We start from the raw sequence: 17177 nt of genomic DNA on the forward strand, positions 1-17177 counted from the left end.
TGGGAGTCGGCATCGGCATCCCTACCGGAGTGGGAGTCGGCATCGGCATCCCTACCGGAGTGGGAGTCGGCATCGGCATACCGCTGTCGTCATCCTTAATTGTGAGTGTAGCGGTGGCCTGTGCGCCTATCGGTGAGCCTGAGATACCTCCATTCCTTAAGGACAATTTTATCGTTTCATCTCCCTCCTGCTTGTTATCATTCACAATGGGGATTTCAAGTACCCCGAAATCTTTGTCAGCGGGAATGAAGGCTAACTCCAAGGAGCCGTAATCTTCTCCGGGAGTTGCTGTACCTGACTCTGCCCCGACAATTCCTCTCATTTCAATTCCAGTAGGGCCATTACGCTTAAAGGTAATAGTCGCTTTAGTCCCATTTTCATTGACAGTGTAATTGGCATCACTAAAGGCTATGGTGCTCAAGCTGGGTGTAGCGTTGCTATCTCCTTTGAGAGTCAAAGTGTAGGGAGTTGACCCCGACTGAGAGGAATCCTCCCAGTCCACACGCACCCTGTAATCTCCCGGCTGCAAATTTTCAGGAATTGTCACTGATGCGTCTGACCCCGCGCCTCCACGGGCGAAACCAAAGTCGGTTGCTATGTTGCCACTGCTAAAAAAAGATAGCCCCGCCTTATTTGTTAATCCCGATACCGTCACATTGATTTTCTGTTGGTTGTTTGGCGGCACTGTAAACTTGTACCAATCCACACGATCTGTGTTACTTACAAAACCCTTAATCACTATGGGATTAGGAGAGATATTGCCGATTAACGGAGGATTATCGAAGTTATTGTTAGCAGGGTCTTCTGAATCCATTTGCAGCAAATGTCTTTCAGTGTCTAAAATTCCTTTAGCTGTCATTATTCTATACCTAAATAAACTGTGTGGAAGATAGGAGATTTCTACAGGTAGGGACTTAGGAAATGCCATATCCATACTTTTTTGACTTCCTTCTACCTTTATAAAACACTCAAGACCGATAAATTACCTAACAGCTATTAGTATTTTTATTAGGTATTTTTGTGAAAACTACTCAATTTGGCATATTATACAGAAAGTTTTCGTAGAACTCGTAGTTATACCGATGAGGTAGCTACCGAACAAAAATTTTATCCATAGGTATTGGAAGGACAGAAAAGGATGCTAACAGAAAAACCTTTAGCTGTTGATTATTCTCAACCAGATGCAACTTCAAAGTTTGTTCAGCGCCCGCTCATTCACTCGAGTCATGACGCGGGATGGAAAAATATTCATCTAGCACACTATCAACTGCCTGCAATGGAAATTCCTGAAATATGTGGTTTGCAACATATAATTTGTCTTCCCTTTTGGAAGCAGTCAACAGAAATGGAATTAGCCTTTGATGGTAAGCGTCACCTAGTGCAGCATGACCGGGATGAAACGGGTTGTATTGAAATACTTCCTGCTTACGCACCTATTAAGGCTAGGTGTAGTCAGGAATTTGATATCACTCACTGCTACCTTGAGCCTACATTTCTTAATCATGCCGCCTATGAGTCAGTAAACCCTGAGCGAGTTGAAGTTAATCTCACGCTTAAAAAACCCGATCCGCTAGTTTGGCAAATTATCTTAGCACTGACAGCAGTATTGGAAAACCATCCAAATAATAGTTGCTTTTATGCGGATTCAATGGCGACGGCTCTAGCGGCTCATTGCTTAACATATTACTCAACCCGTAAGCATACTCTGATGGAATATGAAGACGGGTTGCCAAAATACAAATTGAAGCAAGCTATTGAATACATAAACGAGCATTTTAGTGAAAATGTATCGTTAGCAGAAATTTCAGCCGAATTAGGTATGAGTCAATACTATTTCTGTCGATTGTTTAAGCAATCAACTGGAATGACTCCTCATGCCTACTTAATTCAGCAACGAGTAGAGCGAGGGAAGCAACTACTGAAGCAGACAGAATGGACAATAAACAATATTGCGATCGAGTGTGGCTTTGCCAATCCCAGTCATTTTGCAAAGTGCTTTCGCCGATACACAGGCATTTCACCTAAACAGTTTCGCATCATTTAGCAAGATTATGTTCAAATCGCAAAGAAGTGTTCGACTTGAACTGGCAAAACAGATTAAAGTCGCTTACAAGGTTGCATCAGGTGCATCTAACTTTTTCCGACTGACAAAGTAGCTGTATCGAGTTGACGGGGTGTTTACTTATTATGAATATACATGACACAGCGAAATAAACTTTTACAAATACCAGCACAGAAATTTATAGAGGCTGCGGCTGGCTGGAATCTCGAACAGTTATATGCAGACTTGACAGCAGCCAAACAAGAGTACGCCAGCAGTAGAAAGCAGCGACTCACTCCTTTAGAAAAAACGTACCTGCGAGGATTGCTTTGCAATTATAGCCCGCCGGAAATTGCCACCGCACTCAACCGCGAATGCGCCGGTATTAGAGTAGACTTATCGAGAGGGCTGTATCGCTACATAGAAATTTTGACGCTGCAACAACCGAAAGACTGGAAAGAAATCCCAAGAATGCTAGAAATACGTGGTTATCAACAAAAGGGTAGTGGAGAAACATTGCTTCCTACATTGAGAAATTATACTCAAACTCCCCAAACTTCTATGGAAAATCGAACTGAATGGGGGCTGGCGGTGGATACGTCTCTTTTCTACGGGCGCACAACAGAACTTGCTAACTTAGAACAATGGATTTTACAAGAAAACTGCCGCTTAGTTGCTGTATTGGGTATGGGTGGCCTTGGCAAAACTGCTTTAGTATCTAAGCTAACAAATCTGATTAAACACCAGTTTGAGTGCGTAATTTGGGTCAACCTCAGTCATGCACCTGTGTTGGCAGATACTCTGGTAAATTTAATCGAATTTTTATCTGATAAACCGCAAAGCGATGTAGAAAAATTGCAGTTAATTACTCATGATAAAAAACTTTTTCAAGCTGCGATGTCGCAGCTTGAGCTTTCTCTGGAGAACCTAATCGCTTCCACAAATGCAATAGAACCGACAATTATCGCTGATGGTATCCAGCGTCTGATTCAGTGTTTACAAAAGCGTCGGTGTTTGATAATCTTAGATGAGTGGGAAGCTGTTTTCTGCACTGAGCAGTTAACAGGAATTTATCGAGAAGGATATCAAGTGTATGGGGAATTTCTGAAACAAGTAGGAAAATCCCAGCATCAAAGTTGCTTGCTGTTGACTAGCTGCGAAAAACCTAAAGAAATTGCGGCGTTAGAAGGTCAAAATCAATCGGTACGGTCATTGAAATTGGGTAGTTTGGGAGAAGCGGCTGTGGAAATCCTTAAAAGCAAGGGTTTGTCTGAAGAAAGTGAATACTCACAATTGATAGAGGCATACAGCGGCAATCCTTTAGCGTTAAAAATAGTAACGACAACTATTCATGATATGTTTGGGGACAACATTGCTAAATTTTTAAGAAATGGGCTGTTTCTGGGAGATTATAGCGATACTTTATCTCGACAGTTTAATCGCTTATCAGGATTAGAAATCCAGCTATTACACTGCATGGCGAAAGAAGTCAAGCCTGTTGGTTGTGAAAATTTGTACTCCGATGTTGAGCAAGAGAGGAGTTTAGAATTGCTGAAGGCGTTAGAATCGCTTTTAAGGCGATCGCTAATTGAAACAGTCCAAGGCGAAAGTGAAACTCTGTTCGCGCTTCAACCTGCTGTAAAGAAATATATGATGTCTGTGGCAAGATTGCCTAAGCTGTAAATAATCTACCGAGGTTCTATTTCCAATCGGTTTCAGCTTGGGATAGCACATAAGCTGAAACATCGATAATTTGTTGTTCCGACAAACGATCTTTGTAAGCTGGCATAATACCTTTGCCGTTGGTTACTAAGTTGGAAATGTTGGCGATGGAATCCATGCCGTATTTTTTTAAGGCTTTTTGTTTCAAGTTTTTGCCGCGCCTGATAATGTTGCTGCCGTTGATGTGACAGCCTGCACAGTTGGCGCTGAAGACTTCGGCTGCGGTTGTGGGATTTGTAGTTGTATCTGCGATCGCCATTTGGGAATTAGTGGCGATTTCTACAAATGCCAGTGTGAGTATCAATAGAAAGGCGGTGAGAATTTTTTTTAAGTTCTTTAGCGAAATCATTTATTTGCAATTTGAAAAAATGTGCTGGATTTAAGGATATCACTAAATACGCATTTTGAGTTAACTCAGCGATTCATTCTTCCCAATCGAAGGTGCGGGAAACTGCTTTTTTCCAAAAGCGATATTTTTGCTCGCGAAGTGCGATCGGCATTTTCGGGTCCCAAATACAATCCACGGCCCAATTGTCGCGCAATTCGGCTAGCTGACTCCAAAAACCAACCGCCAAACCAGCCGCATAAGCCGCACCGAGTGCAGTAGTTTCTGCTACCACAGGTCGCACCACAGGCACTCCCAAAACATCGCTCTGAAACTGCATCAGCGTGTGGTTTCCCACCATACCTCCGTCTACTTTTAAAGACAAAAGCTGCACTGCTGAATCCTGATTCATAGCGTCCAAAATTTCCCGCGTTTGCCACGCTGTGGCTTCCAATACTGCGCGGGCAATGTGTGCCTTAGTCACGTAGCGAGTTAAACCTGCAATTACTCCCCGCGCGCTGTCTTTCCAATAGGGTGCGTAGAGTCCCGAAAATGCCGGGACAACGTAAACTCCGCCACTATCTTCGACTGTATTTGCTAATGTTTCTACTTCTGCAGATGTGTTGATGATGCCCAAATTGTCCCGCAGCCACTGCACTAGAGCTCCGGCGATCGCAATACTGCCTTCCAAAGCATACACAGCGGGCGATTCCCCCATCTTGTAGGCGACTGTTGTTAGTAATCCTTGCTTTGAAGGGACGATCGCCTCACCGGTATTGAGCAGCATAAAACAGCCCGTACCGTAAGTATTTTTCGCCTCCCCGGGACTGAAACAAGTTTGCCCGACGAGGGCGGCCTGCTGATCGCCCAAAGCAGCAGCAATCGGAACACCTGCAAGCAATCCTTTTGCAGTTCCAAAAACTTGACTCGAAGGGCGAATTTCTGGCAGCATCTGGCGGGGAATTGCCATTATTTCCAAAGTTTCGGCATCCCAATCGAGGGTTTGCAAATCCATCAGCATCGTGCGGCTGGCATTGGTAACATCGGTAATGTGCGCGCCGCCAGTCAGGTGCCAAATCAGAAAAGTATCGACATTGCCAAAAATCGCATCCCCTTGATTTGCAGCTTCCCGCAATCCTGCAATATTGTCCAACATCCACTTAATTTTCGGCCCGCTGAAATAAGTGGCCAGCGGTAAACCGCATCGTTTTTGAAATCGATTTTTGCCCTCAACTTCAGCTAATTTTTCGCAAATGTGGTGAGTGCGAGTATCTTGCCAAACAATCGCATTGCCGTAAGGTTTGCCAGTTTTTTTGTCCCAAACAATTGCTGTTTCGCGCTGGTTGGTAATACCGAGTGCAGCAATATCTTTGGGGTCGATATTGCCGATTTCGAGGGCATTTTTAATCACGCTTTGGGTGCGCTGCCAAATTTCATCGGGATTGTGCTCAACCCATCCTGGTTGCGGATAGATTTGCTGGTGTTCTTGTTGGTTGCTGCAAATTATCTGTCCTCGGCGATCGAATACGATAAATCGGGTGCTGGTGGTTCCTTGGTCGATCGCTGCTACGTACTTTTTTGCCAATTGTCTAAAACCTTTTTAGTAATGAGATCTTTAACGTATATGATACTATGTAAAATACAAGGTAATCTCAAAAACTTTAGTTTAGGGAACTCCACAAGTTGAAACTGGCAGATTTGCTCAGGCTCGATCGCACAATTAAGGTTATTGGCTTTGATGACGCTCCGTTTTCTCGTACAAGCGGCAGTCTGGTGTCGATCGCAGGCATAGTCTGCGGGGGAACTCGATTTGAAGGAATGGTGTGGGGAAAAGTTCTCCCCGACGGATTAGATGCCACGGATGCTATTTCTGGCCTACTCATCGGAGGCAAATTTTTGCCACAATTGCATCTGGTTTTGCTAGACGGAATTGCTTTCGGCGGCTTCAATATTATTGACCTTCCCCAGTTAGCATCGCGGCTGCAAATTCCTTGCGTTGCTGTCATGCGCCGCCAACCAGATTTAGCGGCTGTTGAAAAAGCCCTCCGGCATTTACCCGACTCGGAATACCGTTTAGAATTGTTGCGTCGCGCTGGTAAAATTTACGCTTTTGAACCTTTCTTTTTTCAAGTTTGTGGCGAAAAACCAGAAGTAATTGCGCTGGCGCTTCAGCGTTTGACAGACACTGGTAAAGTTCCTGAAGCTTTGCGTTTAGCTCATTTGATTGGTGCGGCGGTAATTAATGGAGTTAGCAGCAGTTCTGCTTGAATCATTGTTAAGAACGGGCAAGATGCCCGTTCCACAAAGAGTAATTTTTTTGTTGGTTGGCCGGAGATCCTGTTAAGAACGGGCAAGATGCCCGTTCCACAGTAATTTTTTTTGTGGGGTTGGCATCCTGCCCGCCCATGAAAGACTTATTGACAATGGTGCAATATCTCAGTTTCTAGTCTCTTACTTAGACAATCTCGCCCTCTAATTCACCGAATTCGATTTGAGTTCCCAACGCCAAAGTCAGGGTACTTTCAGGTTCTACCATTTTTATATCGCCTTGAATGTCGGTAGCCCACCAAGCGCGATCGCACAAATTGGTCAATCCTAACGAAAGCTCGTTTCTCGATCGAGAAGTGACTATAGCTACAAGACCGTTAGATGCTGCGGCTGTTAAACTCGGTATGTCAGAGTTGAATAGTTGAGTTCCCGCACTCAGAGGAATAACTCGACTGCCTAATTTCAGAGAAAATTGGCTGCTGGTAAAAGAATTTACTGGGGGCTGATCGGATATAAAGGTAGGCGGAATATTTGCCGTTGTTGGGGCTGGCAAGTCAGAGTTTCCTACTGTAATTGTACAGTTGCCGATTTTCTTTTGGTCGCCCGATCGCAAATAACTCACCGCCCCGCTATCAACATTCTCGCAAACAATTTGACCGGCTTCCAATTGAAAGCGCATAGCCAAGGGCGAAACATTCGGAATGCAGATAATAGACAAATTTTCATCACTGCCAAAAGTGATCGGTTCCGAACCCAGAGTGAGAGTGCGATTTGCTCCGGTATCGTAACTAATTACCAGCCAAGCTTTGTTGAACAAAGTTTCGGCTACAACTAGCATAATTCCAATCCAAAAACCGATCGCAGCACAGCCAGCTAAACGGCCCGCTGTACCGGATAGATTGTAAGCAAACAGAATAAACAAACAGCCGCCCAAAACTCCTCCAACACCGCCGCCTCCCGCGCCGCGAAGCGCTCCCAAATTAGGAATGCGCTGTGCAAGTCCAAGTCCTAACAAACTGCCAGCTATTCCCCAGCAAATTACTCGTAATAATTCGTTGTTTCCGTCGCCAATTCCGCTATAAATACCTTCCGCGATCGCCCCCGAAATTGCTCCTGCTATTAAACCAAACAATCCGCCATTTTTTACAGCCTGTTTAATTTGAGGCTTGCCTTTGATATAGTAATAATAGCCGAACATGATAGCCGTAGCAATACCACCGCCTACCAATCCAAACCAGCGACCTGTAGACAATACACTATCAAAAAAAGATTCCGAACCAGGGAGTCGCTGCATGAAAGGTTCGGTGATGAGATTGCCGACGAAACCGCCGACAGCACCGCTAATCCCAAACTGCAAAGCTTTTTTAAAGGCTGATAGATTTCTTTTCACGGCGCACCAGATTAAAAGTGAGAGTCAAATCTACCTACAAGCTCGAAAGTTACGATTTCCGATGATGGGATATCTTGCATCCTTGTTAATAAGCCTCTCACGGGCGGGCTATCCGATGCCCACCCCTACTCCCCACAACAAAATTTACTCTTTGTCGAACCCGCCCCACAGCCTGTGCGAGCGATAATGCTGCAAGATGTGAGTGTGAGATTCTCCCACATCTCCCGCCTTTCTCGCTTTCCTCTCAGCAACAAGTCTTTGGCCCTCGCGCCGTCGCCCGCCACAATTCCACCTCAATGCTCGATCGCCTGCAACCCTTGGTAGCAGATAACTTTAGCGATTTTTTTAACTGTGAAATTTTAACTTATAAGACCCAAGCGAGGGACCAAACATGAAAAGGAATGTTACAAACTATTACAGTAACACTCAGAATGTGAACATAATGCCTCAAAATACTTGCGAGAGGTAGTTGTGTCAGAGAAGCAATATCCTTACTAACTGCCCGACAGTCACTCGATCGCCACTAAGTGGCCTGCTGCAATCTCGATCGTAAATTAAAGATCGCATCAGTCATTTATGGTATTGTAAGCGACAGGCTTAGTGCGAGCACTCACAACCGCACCGGCGTGAAGAACGAGCGCCGTTAAGCACCGAAGGCAGTCACCCGCCAACAACTTCAACAGTTGCTGAGTGTGGAAAGTCCAGCCTTCCCCGTCAAAGCTCCTGCCTGAGCAGGAAAGATACGGGACGCAAGCGCCCGCCTTCGCTAGCTCAGCGCAGAGCAGTTCATATAGCAAAATATCCAGCGGGTACACACAAGATGAGTATCGTCACCAAATCAATCGTCAACGCAGACGCCGAAGCTCGCTACTTGAGCCCAGGTGAATTAGATCGGATCAAAAGCTTTGTCACCTCTGGTGAACGCCGCGTCCGCATCGCCCAAATTTTGAGCGAATCCCGCGAACGCATCGTCAAGTCAGCAGGCGACCAACTTTTCCAAAAGCGCCCTGATGTTGTTTCTCCCGGCGGCAACGCTTACGGCGAAGAAATGACCGCAACTTGCTTGCGCGACCTCGACTACTACCTGCGTTTGATCACCTACGGAATCGTAGCTGGCGACATTACTCCGATCGAAGAAATCGGTATTGTCGGCGTCCGCGAAATGTACAAATCTCTCGGCACCCCGATTGAAGCCGTCGCCGAAGGCGTTCGCGCTATGAAAAGTGCAGCAAGTTCGCTGCTGTCTGGAGAAGATGCTTCCGAAGCTTCCTCTTACTTCGACTACGTTATCGGTGCGATGCAGTAAGGAATTTCGATTTTAGGTTTTCGATTTTAGATTGAAACATTGGGGGTTGCCGGCAACAAGTTAAAACCTTTTGCAAATAACCAGCCATTTAAAAATCTTAAATCCCAAATCCCAAATTCCAAATTCTAGCTCCAAAATTGGACTGACTCAGCCACTTTCTAGGAAACAAGACAACCATGCAAGACGCAATTACCGCCGTTATCAATTCCTCTGACGTTCAAGGTAAGTACCTGGACATCAGCGCTCTAGACAAGCTCAAGAACTACTTTGCTTCTGGCGAACTGCGCGTCCGCGCCGCTACAGCCATCAGCGCCAATGCAGCCACAATCGTCAAAGAAGCAGTTGCTAAGTCTCTGTTGTACTCTGACGTAACTCGTCCCGGCGGCAATATGTACACCACTCGTCGTTATGCAGCTTGCATCCGCGACTTGGACTACTACCTGCGCTATGCCACCTACGCTATGCTAGCTGGCGACCCTTCCATCCTCGATGAGCGCGTGCTCAACGGTTTGAAAGAAACCTACAACTCCTTGGGCGTGCCCATCGGTTCTACCGTACAAGCAATCCAAGCAATGAAAGAAGTCACCGCTGGTTTGGTCGGTTCTGACGCTGGTAAAGAAATGGGCGTCTATTTCGACTACATCTGTTCTGGCTTGAGCTAAGACTCAGGAAGAAGGAAGAAGTAAGAAGGAAGAAAGAAGAAGAAATAACATTTATTTCTGGCGTCTTTTAACTTTTAACTTTGGACTTGTTACCTTTGGCTTTGAAAAGAGGTCAGGGAAGTTGAGAGTGATTGCTAGACCGTCAAAGGCTTGTCGAGAAAGCCCGACGAGTTTTAACGAGCTAGTTTTGACTCCTAACTCCCTGCCTTCAATCTTTAAAAAATCCATCTAATAATCTGTAAACCTACTCAGGAGTTAGTTTCCCATGAGAATGTTTAAGGTGACTGCTTGCGTCCCCAGTCAGACTCGCATCCGCACTCAGCGCGAATTGCAAAATACCTATTTTACTAAGCTCGTTCCTTACGACAACTGGTTCCGGGAACAGCAAAGAATTATGAAAATGGGCGGCAGAATTATTAAAGTGCAACTGGCTACCGGTAAGCCCGGAGCTAATACAGGTTTACTTTAAGAGCCGAAGCTGGATTAGTAGAGGGGTAAGAGGTCGCGATCGACCTCTTTTTTGTTGTTATAGTAGAAAAAAGAATTTCCAGCGTTGTTAATTTAATCCTTGACCAATATTTCAATAAGCAGAAAGTATAACTGCGATTATCGCTAAGAAAACAGCAAGCATTTGTGGTAATGTAATAGCCTCTTTTAAGAATAAAGACGATAATAATATAGTAATCAGCGGGTAGATAGACGTAACACTCACTACATTGGCAACTTCACCTTTGCCAAGGGCTATAAAAAATACTAATGATGCCACTGGGCCACAAACGCCAACTAACATGGCAAACAAAATTCCCCTAACATCTCCCTCAAAACTAAAATTATTAGTGTGGAAAATAATAAATAAAGTAGTTAAAATAGCGCCAATTGCTTCATAAACAAAAGCAGTTTTGTAGTCAATATATTGAGTCGCTAAATTACCAAAAAATCCCCACAAACCATATAATAGCGAACAGATTAATGCGTAAATTAACCAATCTGGTACTTTAGCCATCTTTGTTAGAGTTTATTGAGATCATTCTAAAATCCTATGGCTAATGACATTCGACGCTTGATTCCATTTTTTGACCCCAGCGCGTCTCAATGGGCCGCTGAGGCCCGGTGGCTGAGGTGGCTGACTTTTCTGTGGCTGTTTGTTGGGCTGACAGCATTGTTTTCGGCTTCCTATCCCATTGCCAATTATGAATTTGGAGACGGCCTTTATTATTTTAAACGACAGCTAATCGCAGTGGCGATCGGGCTGGCCGGTTTTAACTTGATGGTATACTCCCCCCTGCGGTATCTGCTGAAAACAGCTCAATTAGGCGTTTTATTGCTGCTGGGATTACTGTGGCTGACCTTGGTTCCGGGGGTGGGAACCACAATCAACGGGGCGACTCGGTGGATATCTCTGGGTCCAGTTCCGATTATTCAACCTTCTGAGTTGATCAAGCCGTTTTTTGTTCTCCAAAGCGCCCGCATTTTCGGCAACTGGCCCCGGTTGACGAATAAAGTTCGCTTAACTTGGCTGTTAATTTTCGCTGCAATGCTTTTGGGAATTTTGTTGCAGCCGAATTTGAGTACCACGGCTTTGTGCGGGATGACTTTGTGGTTGGTGGCTTTGGCTGCGGGCTTACCTTACTTGCAGTTGGGCGCAACGGCTATGGGGGGAATGCTTTTAGCCGTTTTAAGTATTAGTTTTAGGGAATATCAGCGCCGCCGGATTATGTCTTTTCTCAATCCTTGGGCTGACCCGATGCAAGACGGCTATCAGTTGATTCAAAGTCTCCTGGCTGTCGGTTCTGGGGGCGTTTGGGGTGTGGGTTTGGGGATGTCCCAGCAAAAGTTATTTTATTTGCCTATTCAGTACAGCGATTTTATTTTTGCTGTGTTTGCTGAGGAGTTTGGTTTGGTGGGAGGTTTTTCCCTGCTGCTGATGTTGGCGGCTTACTCTACTGTGGCTTTGAGAGTAGCGATGAAGGCTCGAAATAGTGAGAGTCAGTTGGTCGCGATTGGGGTGATGGTGGTGATGGTGGGACAGTCACTGCTGAATATTGGGGTAGCGACGGGGGTTTTGCCGACTACGGGTTTGCCACTGCCGTTTTTTAGTTACGGGGGTTCTTCGATGTTGGCAAGTTTGTTGTTGTCGGGGTTGCTGATTCGGGTGGCGAGGGAGAGTTCTGAGGCTGATGTGGTTTCTTTAAACGGCCTCCGTGGAAAGCCCGGAAAGCCGAACTTACGATCGAACAATGCAACTACACAAACTGAATAATTTGTCAATAGTAAACACACCCGATTAACTTCCAGGCAGAGCCTGGGAACCAATCCCCAGAGGCTCTGCCTCGATTCTTGCTAGGGCAAATTGGAGGGGGAGCCTCCGGATCTGCCTTACCAAGCAGATCCGGGGAACGAGTAATAGCAAATAAAAACTAACGATCGACTATTTCCGCCCGTCACCTTTATTGGGCGGTTCTTCTTGTTGTTCTTGAGGTTTAGCTGTGATGTCAGTTAATTTTTTTTTGTCGGGTTGCGGTGTCTCTTGAGTTGAGTTAGCCATTGAGTTTTGTTCTAAATAGATGCACCGCTTAATTATATCTTTTCCAACTGCAAAGTTATAGCTGTAGATAGGTAGAGGAAGAGCCAGAAAAACAATTCTCATGCACAGAGATTTGATAGCTAATACTGGAAGACTTTATGTAAATGCAAAAAAGTGTAAATGCAAATAGCTGTAGGTTCTACACTGCTTGAGGGTTGCAGCCAAACAAATCGGAGGTGGAGGCAAAAACATCTTTGTTAAGTATTAAATGCCGCTCGCCATCTCGACTGATTAACCCTTGCTGCTGCAATTTTCCCAGCATTCGAGTTACTGTTACCCGCGTCGTGCAAATCGCATTAGCAATATCTTGATGTGTCAAACGGATATTCAAACGAGTTCCCTCAACCACAGGCTGACCGAATTCCTGTTGCAATAATAGCAGTAGCTGATACAAACGGTCATCTACTCGCCGCTGTCCGGCGATCGCTAAAATTGCTTCCATTTGCCGCAGTCGCCGTACCATTTGAGGCAGCAACTCGTGAGCCAATTGAGGAGAAGCTTCGATTTCCACCATAGAATACCACATCAAATAAATATCTGATGTCGCTGTAGCTCGGTAAGTCTGCAAGCTTGTCAACCACAAACCGAAGCACATCGAAGGTCCAACCCAACCCAAAAGTCCTTCTTCCCCGGTTGGATAAAGCGTACTCAGTTGTGCTAGACCTTGACAGACTCGCCAAAGACCGTGGGACATCATAGGAATGGTTTCGCCCTTGGCATAAAAATGCAAGTTTCGACTCGCTCCTGTGTTATGCTGGATTTCCGCTAAAAGTGCTTTGGATGTTGGTGGCATATCCGTTATTTCCAGCTAAAAAACATTCGTCTGAGACCTACGCCTCTGACTTTAGCCGGCCAAGGTAAAGGTTTGGTAATCGTCTGGTTAGCGCCAAGATAAGCTTTAGTCATTAGTTGTGAGTTGTTATAAAATAACTGAGCGCACGCTGGCTTGTGTAAAATAAATGGACTCGTTATTTGCGGCATTTTAAATAAAAATTTAATTGGAAAAAATTTGCAGAATATTTGTTAATAAATAGTCTGTTAATTAAGGTTAAATAGAAAACAGAGGCGAGTTCTGAAGTTCGATCGCACTCCCAGGCCCGCCGAGTCAACTGCTGCTATCTGCTGCCACAACCTTCAAGAACTTCTAAAATAGTTCAAGAAGATATCAAAAGACAAAGTAAGGTTTTTCATGGCCGATCAATTAATTCGCGCTACAGCCGCAGAGGGCGGAATTCGCGCTGTAGGCGTCATTTCCACCCGCCTCACCGAAGAAGCAAGACAGCGGCACAAGCTCTCCTACGTGGCTACAGCGGCCCTGGGCCGCACAATGTCGGCGGGGCTGTTACTCGCCTCCAGCATGAAGCGGCCCGAATCGAGAGTCAACATTCGCATCAAAGGAGATGGGCCACTGGGCGGGCTTCTGGTGGATGCGGGACTTGATGGAACAGTTCGAGGTTATGTGGAAAATCCCGAAGTCGAATTGCCGCCCAATGCTAAAGGCAAACTCGACGTTGGCGGAGCAATAGGTGACGGTTATTTGTACGTGGTGCGGGACGTTGGATACGGATTCCCTTATTCAAGTACGGTAGAATTGGTTTCCGGCGAAATTGGCGACGATCTGACTCATTATTTGGCAACCTCGGAGCAAACGCCTTCGGCTCTGGTTCTGGGGGTGTTTGTGGGGGCGGGCGGGGTACAAGCGTCTGGGGGTGTGCTGTTGCAGGTTCTGCCGAAGGCGGCAACGGATGAAAAACTGGTGCAAACTTTAGAATCTAGAGTTGCTGAATTGTCGGGCTTTACGCCACTGCTGCGATCGGGCAAAACGCTGCACGAGATTCTCGAACAGTTACTGGGAGATATGGGCCTGGAAATTTTCCCGGAAACTCAGATGGTGCGCTTTGACTGTGGCTGTTCGTTCGATCGAGTTTTGGGAGCTTTGAAAATGTTGGGCGAAGCCGAACTCCAAGACATGATTGAAAAAGATGGGGGGGCTGAGGCTACGTGCCATTTCTGCAACGAGGTTTACAAAGCTAATAGCGACCAACTTGCAGAACTCATCGGCGATTTGCGATCGAACTCCGGTTCTTGAGAGGATAATGTGTAATTGGCTCTATTGAGTGCGAGTTAGGGATGACGGCCTTGACCAATTGCCAATTACGCATTATCAATTACCTAATCACAAAATTTTGATTTTGGCGGTTTGGCGATCGGCTCTTGCAGTCTAGGGCCGACGGGAGTATGTAAAAGTGATGAATACATTTTATAAAGCAGTTGATAGCAGCGCTCGCAGTTTTTAAACAACTAACGCTAGCTGGTTGCTGTTTGTGGTGAGGATATGAGTCAAGAGCGCAAAATACCAGGCCGTTGGTCTGCATCAGAATCCTTGGAGTCAAAAAAGGATAGTTCGTCGCTGGTGCGCTTACCAGCAAGGAAAAACCGGGCTGAACGACTTAAAGAACTCCGAGAGTTGGTTACTTCGGGAAAACTGCCGGGAGGGCATCTGGAAATACCGCCGAATTTGTCTGGGGAAAACTCGCAGCCGCCTGGAGAACACAATCCGTTTTGGCGGAACTGGTCGAATAAGTGGCAGTTTTGGCTGGCGCTTAGTTTGATGCTATCGGTGGGTATGGGGTTTGTGGCAATTGCGTCTTTACTCAACCTGACCTCACAGTCCAATTGCTCAAAGATTTTTTGGCCGACAGCTTCTGCTAACGATCGCTTTTTTTGTGCTCAAGAAGCAGCAAGCAAGCGGACGGCGGATGATTTGCTCAGGGCGATCGAATTAGTTAATGCTTTGCCAAAAGACCATCCGCTGCGGCCGAGAATTAACACTCAAATCGATCGGTGGTCGGAGGATATTCTCAGGCTGGGAAATGCTACTTTCCAAGAAGGAAAGCTGGAGGAGGCGATTGCGCTCGCTCGCAAGGTTCCTAAAGACGTTCCGGCTTACCCGACGGTGGAAAAGCAGATTGAAAAGTGGCAGTCGATATGGAGCGATGCAGAGAAAATTTACCGCACGGGCGAAGACCACTTGCGTCAGGAAGAGTGGGCGCTGGCTTTCCGCCAAGCTACTTTGCTTTTGGATTTGGGAAATACTTTCTGGGAATCGGCTAAGTACGAGGAATTGACTAAGCTAATCCAAGCGACTCGGACTGAGGGCAATAAGTTGGTCAAAGCCCGGAATACAGCCTCGGAGGGAGGTCTCGACAATCTGGTGACGGGGATTAAGCTGGCTCAGGAAATCGATCAAAACAGTTATTTGTATCAAGCTGCCAATAAAGCGATCGCGGAATTTAGCAAGAAAATTTTGGAGATCGCCCAAAAACGCTTGCAGGCAGGGGATTGGGAGCAGGCGAGCGCGATCGCTAACAAGATTCCCGACACCGCAAATTTAAGGGAACAAGTTGAGGATTTTAACCAGTTGGCGAATGCTACTGCTCAGGCTTTGACTGGCTCTGTTGAGGGTTTCTCCAAGGCGATCGAGATTGCTCAAAAGTTGAAGTCCGGCCGCCCTTTATACAAACAAGCTCAAGATTTAGTCGGCCGCTGGCAGCAAGAAATGGCTGATGTGAAAGTTTTGGATTTGGCAAGCAGGCTGGCGGCGCCGGGAGGGGTAAATGATTTGAGGGCTGCGATCGCGCAATTGCAAACAGTCCCCCAATCAAATCCCCGCGCTTCGGAAGCTCGCAGTCAAATTAGCAGCTTGACCCGTCAAATCGAGTTGCTGGAAGACAGTCCGTATTTGCAAAGAGCGAACGATTTGGCGAGTACGGGCGATCCGAATGCTCTGGAAGCGGCCGTTGCTCAAGCTTCTCGGATAGGTAGAGGTAGGGCGCTTTACGTGGAAGCTCAAACCAAAATTCAAGCTTGGATCGAGAGGAGACAGCGGCTTGTTGACCAGCCGTTTTTGGATAGAGCTCAGCAGCTAGCGGCGAGCGGCAATTTGGCGGGGGCAATTGAGATGGCCCGCCGGATTCGATCGGGACGGGTGCTTTATGAGGAAGCTCGATCGAACATTCGGACTTGGGAGGCTCAATTTCAGGGCGACCAAGATTTGCAGAACGCCCGTCAGGCTGCCCGAGCGGGGACTGCGGAAGCTCTGCAAACGGCAATTGGGCTGGCCCTTCAGGTGCCCGAGTCGAGTTCGCTCCGGTGGCAGGCGAGTGAGGCGATTGATGAGTGGAGCCAGCGGATTTTGGCGCTTGGTGTGGAACAGTCGTCGTCGGATCTGGCTGGGGCGATCGCGACTTTGAAGAAAATTCCCTCGGGAACTCGGGCTTTTGAGCAAGCTCGATCGCAAATCAAAGTTTGGGAGGAGTCGCTGGACCCTCCCGATACTGAATCTCCCCCTCCCGAACCGCCGGAAACTGAGCCACCTAGCAGCTCTAGGAGTCGGTAAATTGGAGGGTGAGAAGGTGCTAACTAATATCTTTACTTCTATGTATTAGGGAACCAAAAATGAAAACGCCCAAGCAAGTTCTCCAAGATTGGGTTTCTGCTTATAACGCTCGTGACCCTCACGCCCTGATCGAGCTTTATCACGACGATGCAGAGAACCATCAAGTTGCCTTTGGCGATCCTCTAAACGGTCGTGAGGCATTGCTTGAGAGTTTTGTTACCTTCTTCCAAGCTTTTCCAGACAATTACACGCAAGTTGAGAATCTGTTTGAGGAGGGCGAGTGGGCGATCGTCGAGTGGACTGGTGGGGGCACATTTCTAGGTGAGTTTGGTGGGAACCTACCAACTGGCAAAAGCTTTACGCTGCAAGGCTGTGGCTTCTTTCATATTGTTGATGGCAAAATCCATTTTCAACGCGGTTACATAGACAAGCACACTTGGTTCATGCAGCTTGGGCTACCGATATCATAAGCTTCCTGTT

General features: G+C 46.5%; 16 protein-coding genes. 10 read left to right on the top strand and 6 right to left on the bottom strand.

Going from position 1 to position 17177, the window contains the following annotated elements; genetic code table 11:
- The coding region (locus tag QUA27_RS08170) for a Calx-beta domain-containing protein (protein WP_333067382.1) at positions 1–859 on the bottom strand (859 nt) is incomplete at its 3' end.
- Positions 860–1138: 279 nt separating this feature from the next.
- On the opposite strand from QUA27_RS08170, the gene QUA27_RS08175 reads away from it, so the two are divergent.
- Both QUA27_RS08175 and QUA27_RS08180 read left to right on the top strand, forming a co-directional pair.
- A complete protein-coding gene (locus QUA27_RS08175) occupies positions 1139–2044 on the top strand; it encodes a helix-turn-helix domain-containing protein (RefSeq protein WP_333067384.1) in 906 nt (301 codons plus the stop codon).
- A 153-nt stretch (positions 2045–2197) separates the two neighbouring features.
- Positions 2198–3724 (top strand): NB-ARC domain-containing protein, encoded by a 1527-nt coding sequence (locus tag QUA27_RS08180; protein ID WP_333067386.1) that lies wholly within the window; start codon positions 2198–2200, stop codon positions 3722–3724.
- A 16-nt stretch (positions 3725–3740) separates the two neighbouring features.
- Here QUA27_RS08180 and QUA27_RS08185 read toward each other — a convergent pair whose 3' ends face one another.
- Both QUA27_RS08185 and glpK read right to left on the bottom strand, forming a co-directional pair.
- Positions 3741–4112 carry a c-type cytochrome gene (locus tag QUA27_RS08185; protein WP_333067388.1) on the bottom strand — a complete coding sequence of 124 codons (372 nt, stop codon included), beginning with the start codon at positions 4110–4112 and terminating at the stop codon, positions 3741–3743.
- Positions 4113–4185: 73 nt separating this feature from the next.
- The gene (glpK, locus tag QUA27_RS08190; RefSeq protein WP_333067389.1) at positions 4186–5673 is read right to left on the bottom strand and encodes a glycerol kinase GlpK; all 1488 of its coding nucleotides are present in this window, start codon (positions 5671–5673) and stop codon (positions 4186–4188) included.
- A gap of 98 nt (positions 5674–5771) precedes the next feature.
- Here glpK and QUA27_RS08195 point away from each other — a divergent pair, with 98 nt between their 5' ends.
- Positions 5772–6356, top strand: a complete 585-nt coding sequence (locus tag QUA27_RS08195) for an endonuclease dU (RefSeq protein ID WP_333067390.1) — start codon at positions 5772–5774, stop codon at positions 6354–6356.
- A gap of 187 nt (positions 6357–6543) precedes the next feature.
- Here QUA27_RS08195 and QUA27_RS08200 read toward each other — a convergent pair whose 3' ends face one another.
- Positions 6544–7746 carry an FHA domain-containing protein gene (locus QUA27_RS08200; protein ID WP_333067392.1) on the bottom strand — a complete coding sequence of 401 codons (1203 nt, stop codon included), beginning with the start codon at positions 7744–7746 and terminating at the stop codon, positions 6544–6546.
- Positions 7747–8566: 820 nt separating this feature from the next.
- Between QUA27_RS08200 and apcA the strand changes: the two genes are divergently transcribed.
- The 3 genes from apcA to QUA27_RS08215 all read left to right on the top strand — a co-directional run bounded on the left by apcA (position 8567) and on the right by QUA27_RS08215 (position 10183).
- Positions 8567–9052, top strand: coding sequence for an allophycocyanin subunit alpha (gene apcA / locus QUA27_RS08205; RefSeq protein ID WP_332959487.1), 486 nt, complete (start codon positions 8567–8569; stop codon positions 9050–9052).
- A 176-nt stretch (positions 9053–9228) separates the two neighbouring features.
- The gene (gene apcB / locus QUA27_RS08210) at positions 9229–9714 is read left to right on the top strand and encodes an allophycocyanin subunit beta (protein WP_006634930.1); all 486 of its coding nucleotides are present in this window, start codon (positions 9229–9231) and stop codon (positions 9712–9714) included.
- 265 nt (positions 9715–9979) lie between these two features.
- Positions 9980–10183: a phycobilisome linker polypeptide gene (locus QUA27_RS08215; RefSeq protein ID WP_006634929.1), complete on the top strand. Its 204-nt coding sequence runs from the start codon at positions 9980–9982 to the stop codon at positions 10181–10183.
- 111 nt (positions 10184–10294) lie between these two features.
- Here QUA27_RS08215 and QUA27_RS08220 read toward each other — a convergent pair whose 3' ends face one another.
- Positions 10295–10717 (bottom strand): EamA family transporter, encoded by a 423-nt coding sequence (locus QUA27_RS08220; RefSeq protein WP_333067394.1) that lies wholly within the window; start codon positions 10715–10717, stop codon positions 10295–10297.
- A 36-nt stretch (positions 10718–10753) separates the two neighbouring features.
- On the opposite strand from QUA27_RS08220, the gene QUA27_RS08225 reads away from it, so the two are divergent.
- On the top strand, positions 10754–11974 hold the full coding sequence (locus QUA27_RS08225; protein ID WP_333067395.1) for an FtsW/RodA/SpoVE family cell cycle protein: 1221 nt from the start codon (positions 10754–10756) through the stop codon (positions 11972–11974).
- A 463-nt stretch (positions 11975–12437) separates the two neighbouring features.
- Here the strand turns inward: QUA27_RS08225 and QUA27_RS08230 are convergent, their stop codons facing one another.
- Positions 12438–13091, bottom strand: coding sequence for a Crp/Fnr family transcriptional regulator (locus QUA27_RS08230; protein WP_333067396.1), 654 nt, complete (start codon positions 13089–13091; stop codon positions 12438–12440).
- A gap of 396 nt (positions 13092–13487) precedes the next feature.
- Here QUA27_RS08230 and hslO point away from each other — a divergent pair, with 396 nt between their 5' ends.
- From hslO to QUA27_RS08245, 3 genes are all read left to right on the top strand, one after another.
- Positions 13488–14387, top strand: coding sequence for an Hsp33 family molecular chaperone HslO (gene hslO, locus QUA27_RS08235; RefSeq protein ID WP_333067397.1), 900 nt, complete (start codon positions 13488–13490; stop codon positions 14385–14387).
- A 246-nt stretch (positions 14388–14633) separates the two neighbouring features.
- Positions 14634–16697 carry a hypothetical protein gene (locus QUA27_RS08240; protein ID WP_333067398.1) on the top strand — a complete coding sequence of 688 codons (2064 nt, stop codon included), beginning with the start codon at positions 14634–14636 and terminating at the stop codon, positions 16695–16697.
- 59 nt (positions 16698–16756) lie between these two features.
- Positions 16757–17167: an ester cyclase gene (locus QUA27_RS08245; protein ID WP_333067399.1), complete on the top strand. Its 411-nt coding sequence runs from the start codon at positions 16757–16759 to the stop codon at positions 17165–17167.
- Positions 17168–17177 lie beyond the last annotated feature (10 nt).

The organism is Microcoleus harperi Pol14_C6 (genome assembly GCF_036701295.1).
In the GTDB taxonomy this organism is placed as follows: Bacteria; Cyanobacteriota; Cyanobacteriia; order Cyanobacteriales; family Microcoleaceae; genus Microcoleus.

What these genes read in the sequence shown, in the direction of transcription:
- QUA27_RS08175 (WP_333067384.1), top strand. Translation starts at nt 1,139, where the DNA reads ATGCTAACAGAAAAACCTTTAGCTGTTGATTATTCTCAACCAGATGCA.
- QUA27_RS08180 (WP_333067386.1), top strand. Translation starts at nt 2,198, where the DNA reads ATGACACAGCGAAATAAACTTTTACAAATACCAGCACAGAAATTTATA.
- QUA27_RS08185 (WP_333067388.1), bottom strand. Translation starts at nt 4,112, where the DNA reads ATGATTTCGCTAAAGAACTTAAAAAAAATTCTCACCGCCTTTCTATTG.
- apcA (WP_332959487.1), top strand. Translation starts at nt 8,567, where the DNA reads ATGAGTATCGTCACCAAATCAATCGTCAACGCAGACGCCGAAGCTCGC.
- apcB (WP_006634930.1), top strand. Translation starts at nt 9,229, where the DNA reads ATGCAAGACGCAATTACCGCCGTTATCAATTCCTCTGACGTTCAAGGT.
- QUA27_RS08215 (WP_006634929.1), top strand. Translation starts at nt 9,980, where the DNA reads ATGAGAATGTTTAAGGTGACTGCTTGCGTCCCCAGTCAGACTCGCATC.
- QUA27_RS08220 (WP_333067394.1), bottom strand. Translation starts at nt 10,717, where the DNA reads ATGGCTAAAGTACCAGATTGGTTAATTTACGCATTAATCTGTTCGCTA.
- QUA27_RS08225 (WP_333067395.1), top strand. Translation starts at nt 10,754, where the DNA reads ATGGCTAATGACATTCGACGCTTGATTCCATTTTTTGACCCCAGCGCG.
- QUA27_RS08230 (WP_333067396.1), bottom strand. Translation starts at nt 13,091, where the DNA reads ATGCCACCAACATCCAAAGCACTTTTAGCGGAAATCCAGCATAACACA.
- hslO (WP_333067397.1), top strand. Translation starts at nt 13,488, where the DNA reads ATGGCCGATCAATTAATTCGCGCTACAGCCGCAGAGGGCGGAATTCGC.
- QUA27_RS08240 (WP_333067398.1), top strand. Translation starts at nt 14,634, where the DNA reads ATGAGTCAAGAGCGCAAAATACCAGGCCGTTGGTCTGCATCAGAATCC.
- QUA27_RS08245 (WP_333067399.1), top strand. Translation starts at nt 16,757, where the DNA reads ATGAAAACGCCCAAGCAAGTTCTCCAAGATTGGGTTTCTGCTTATAAC.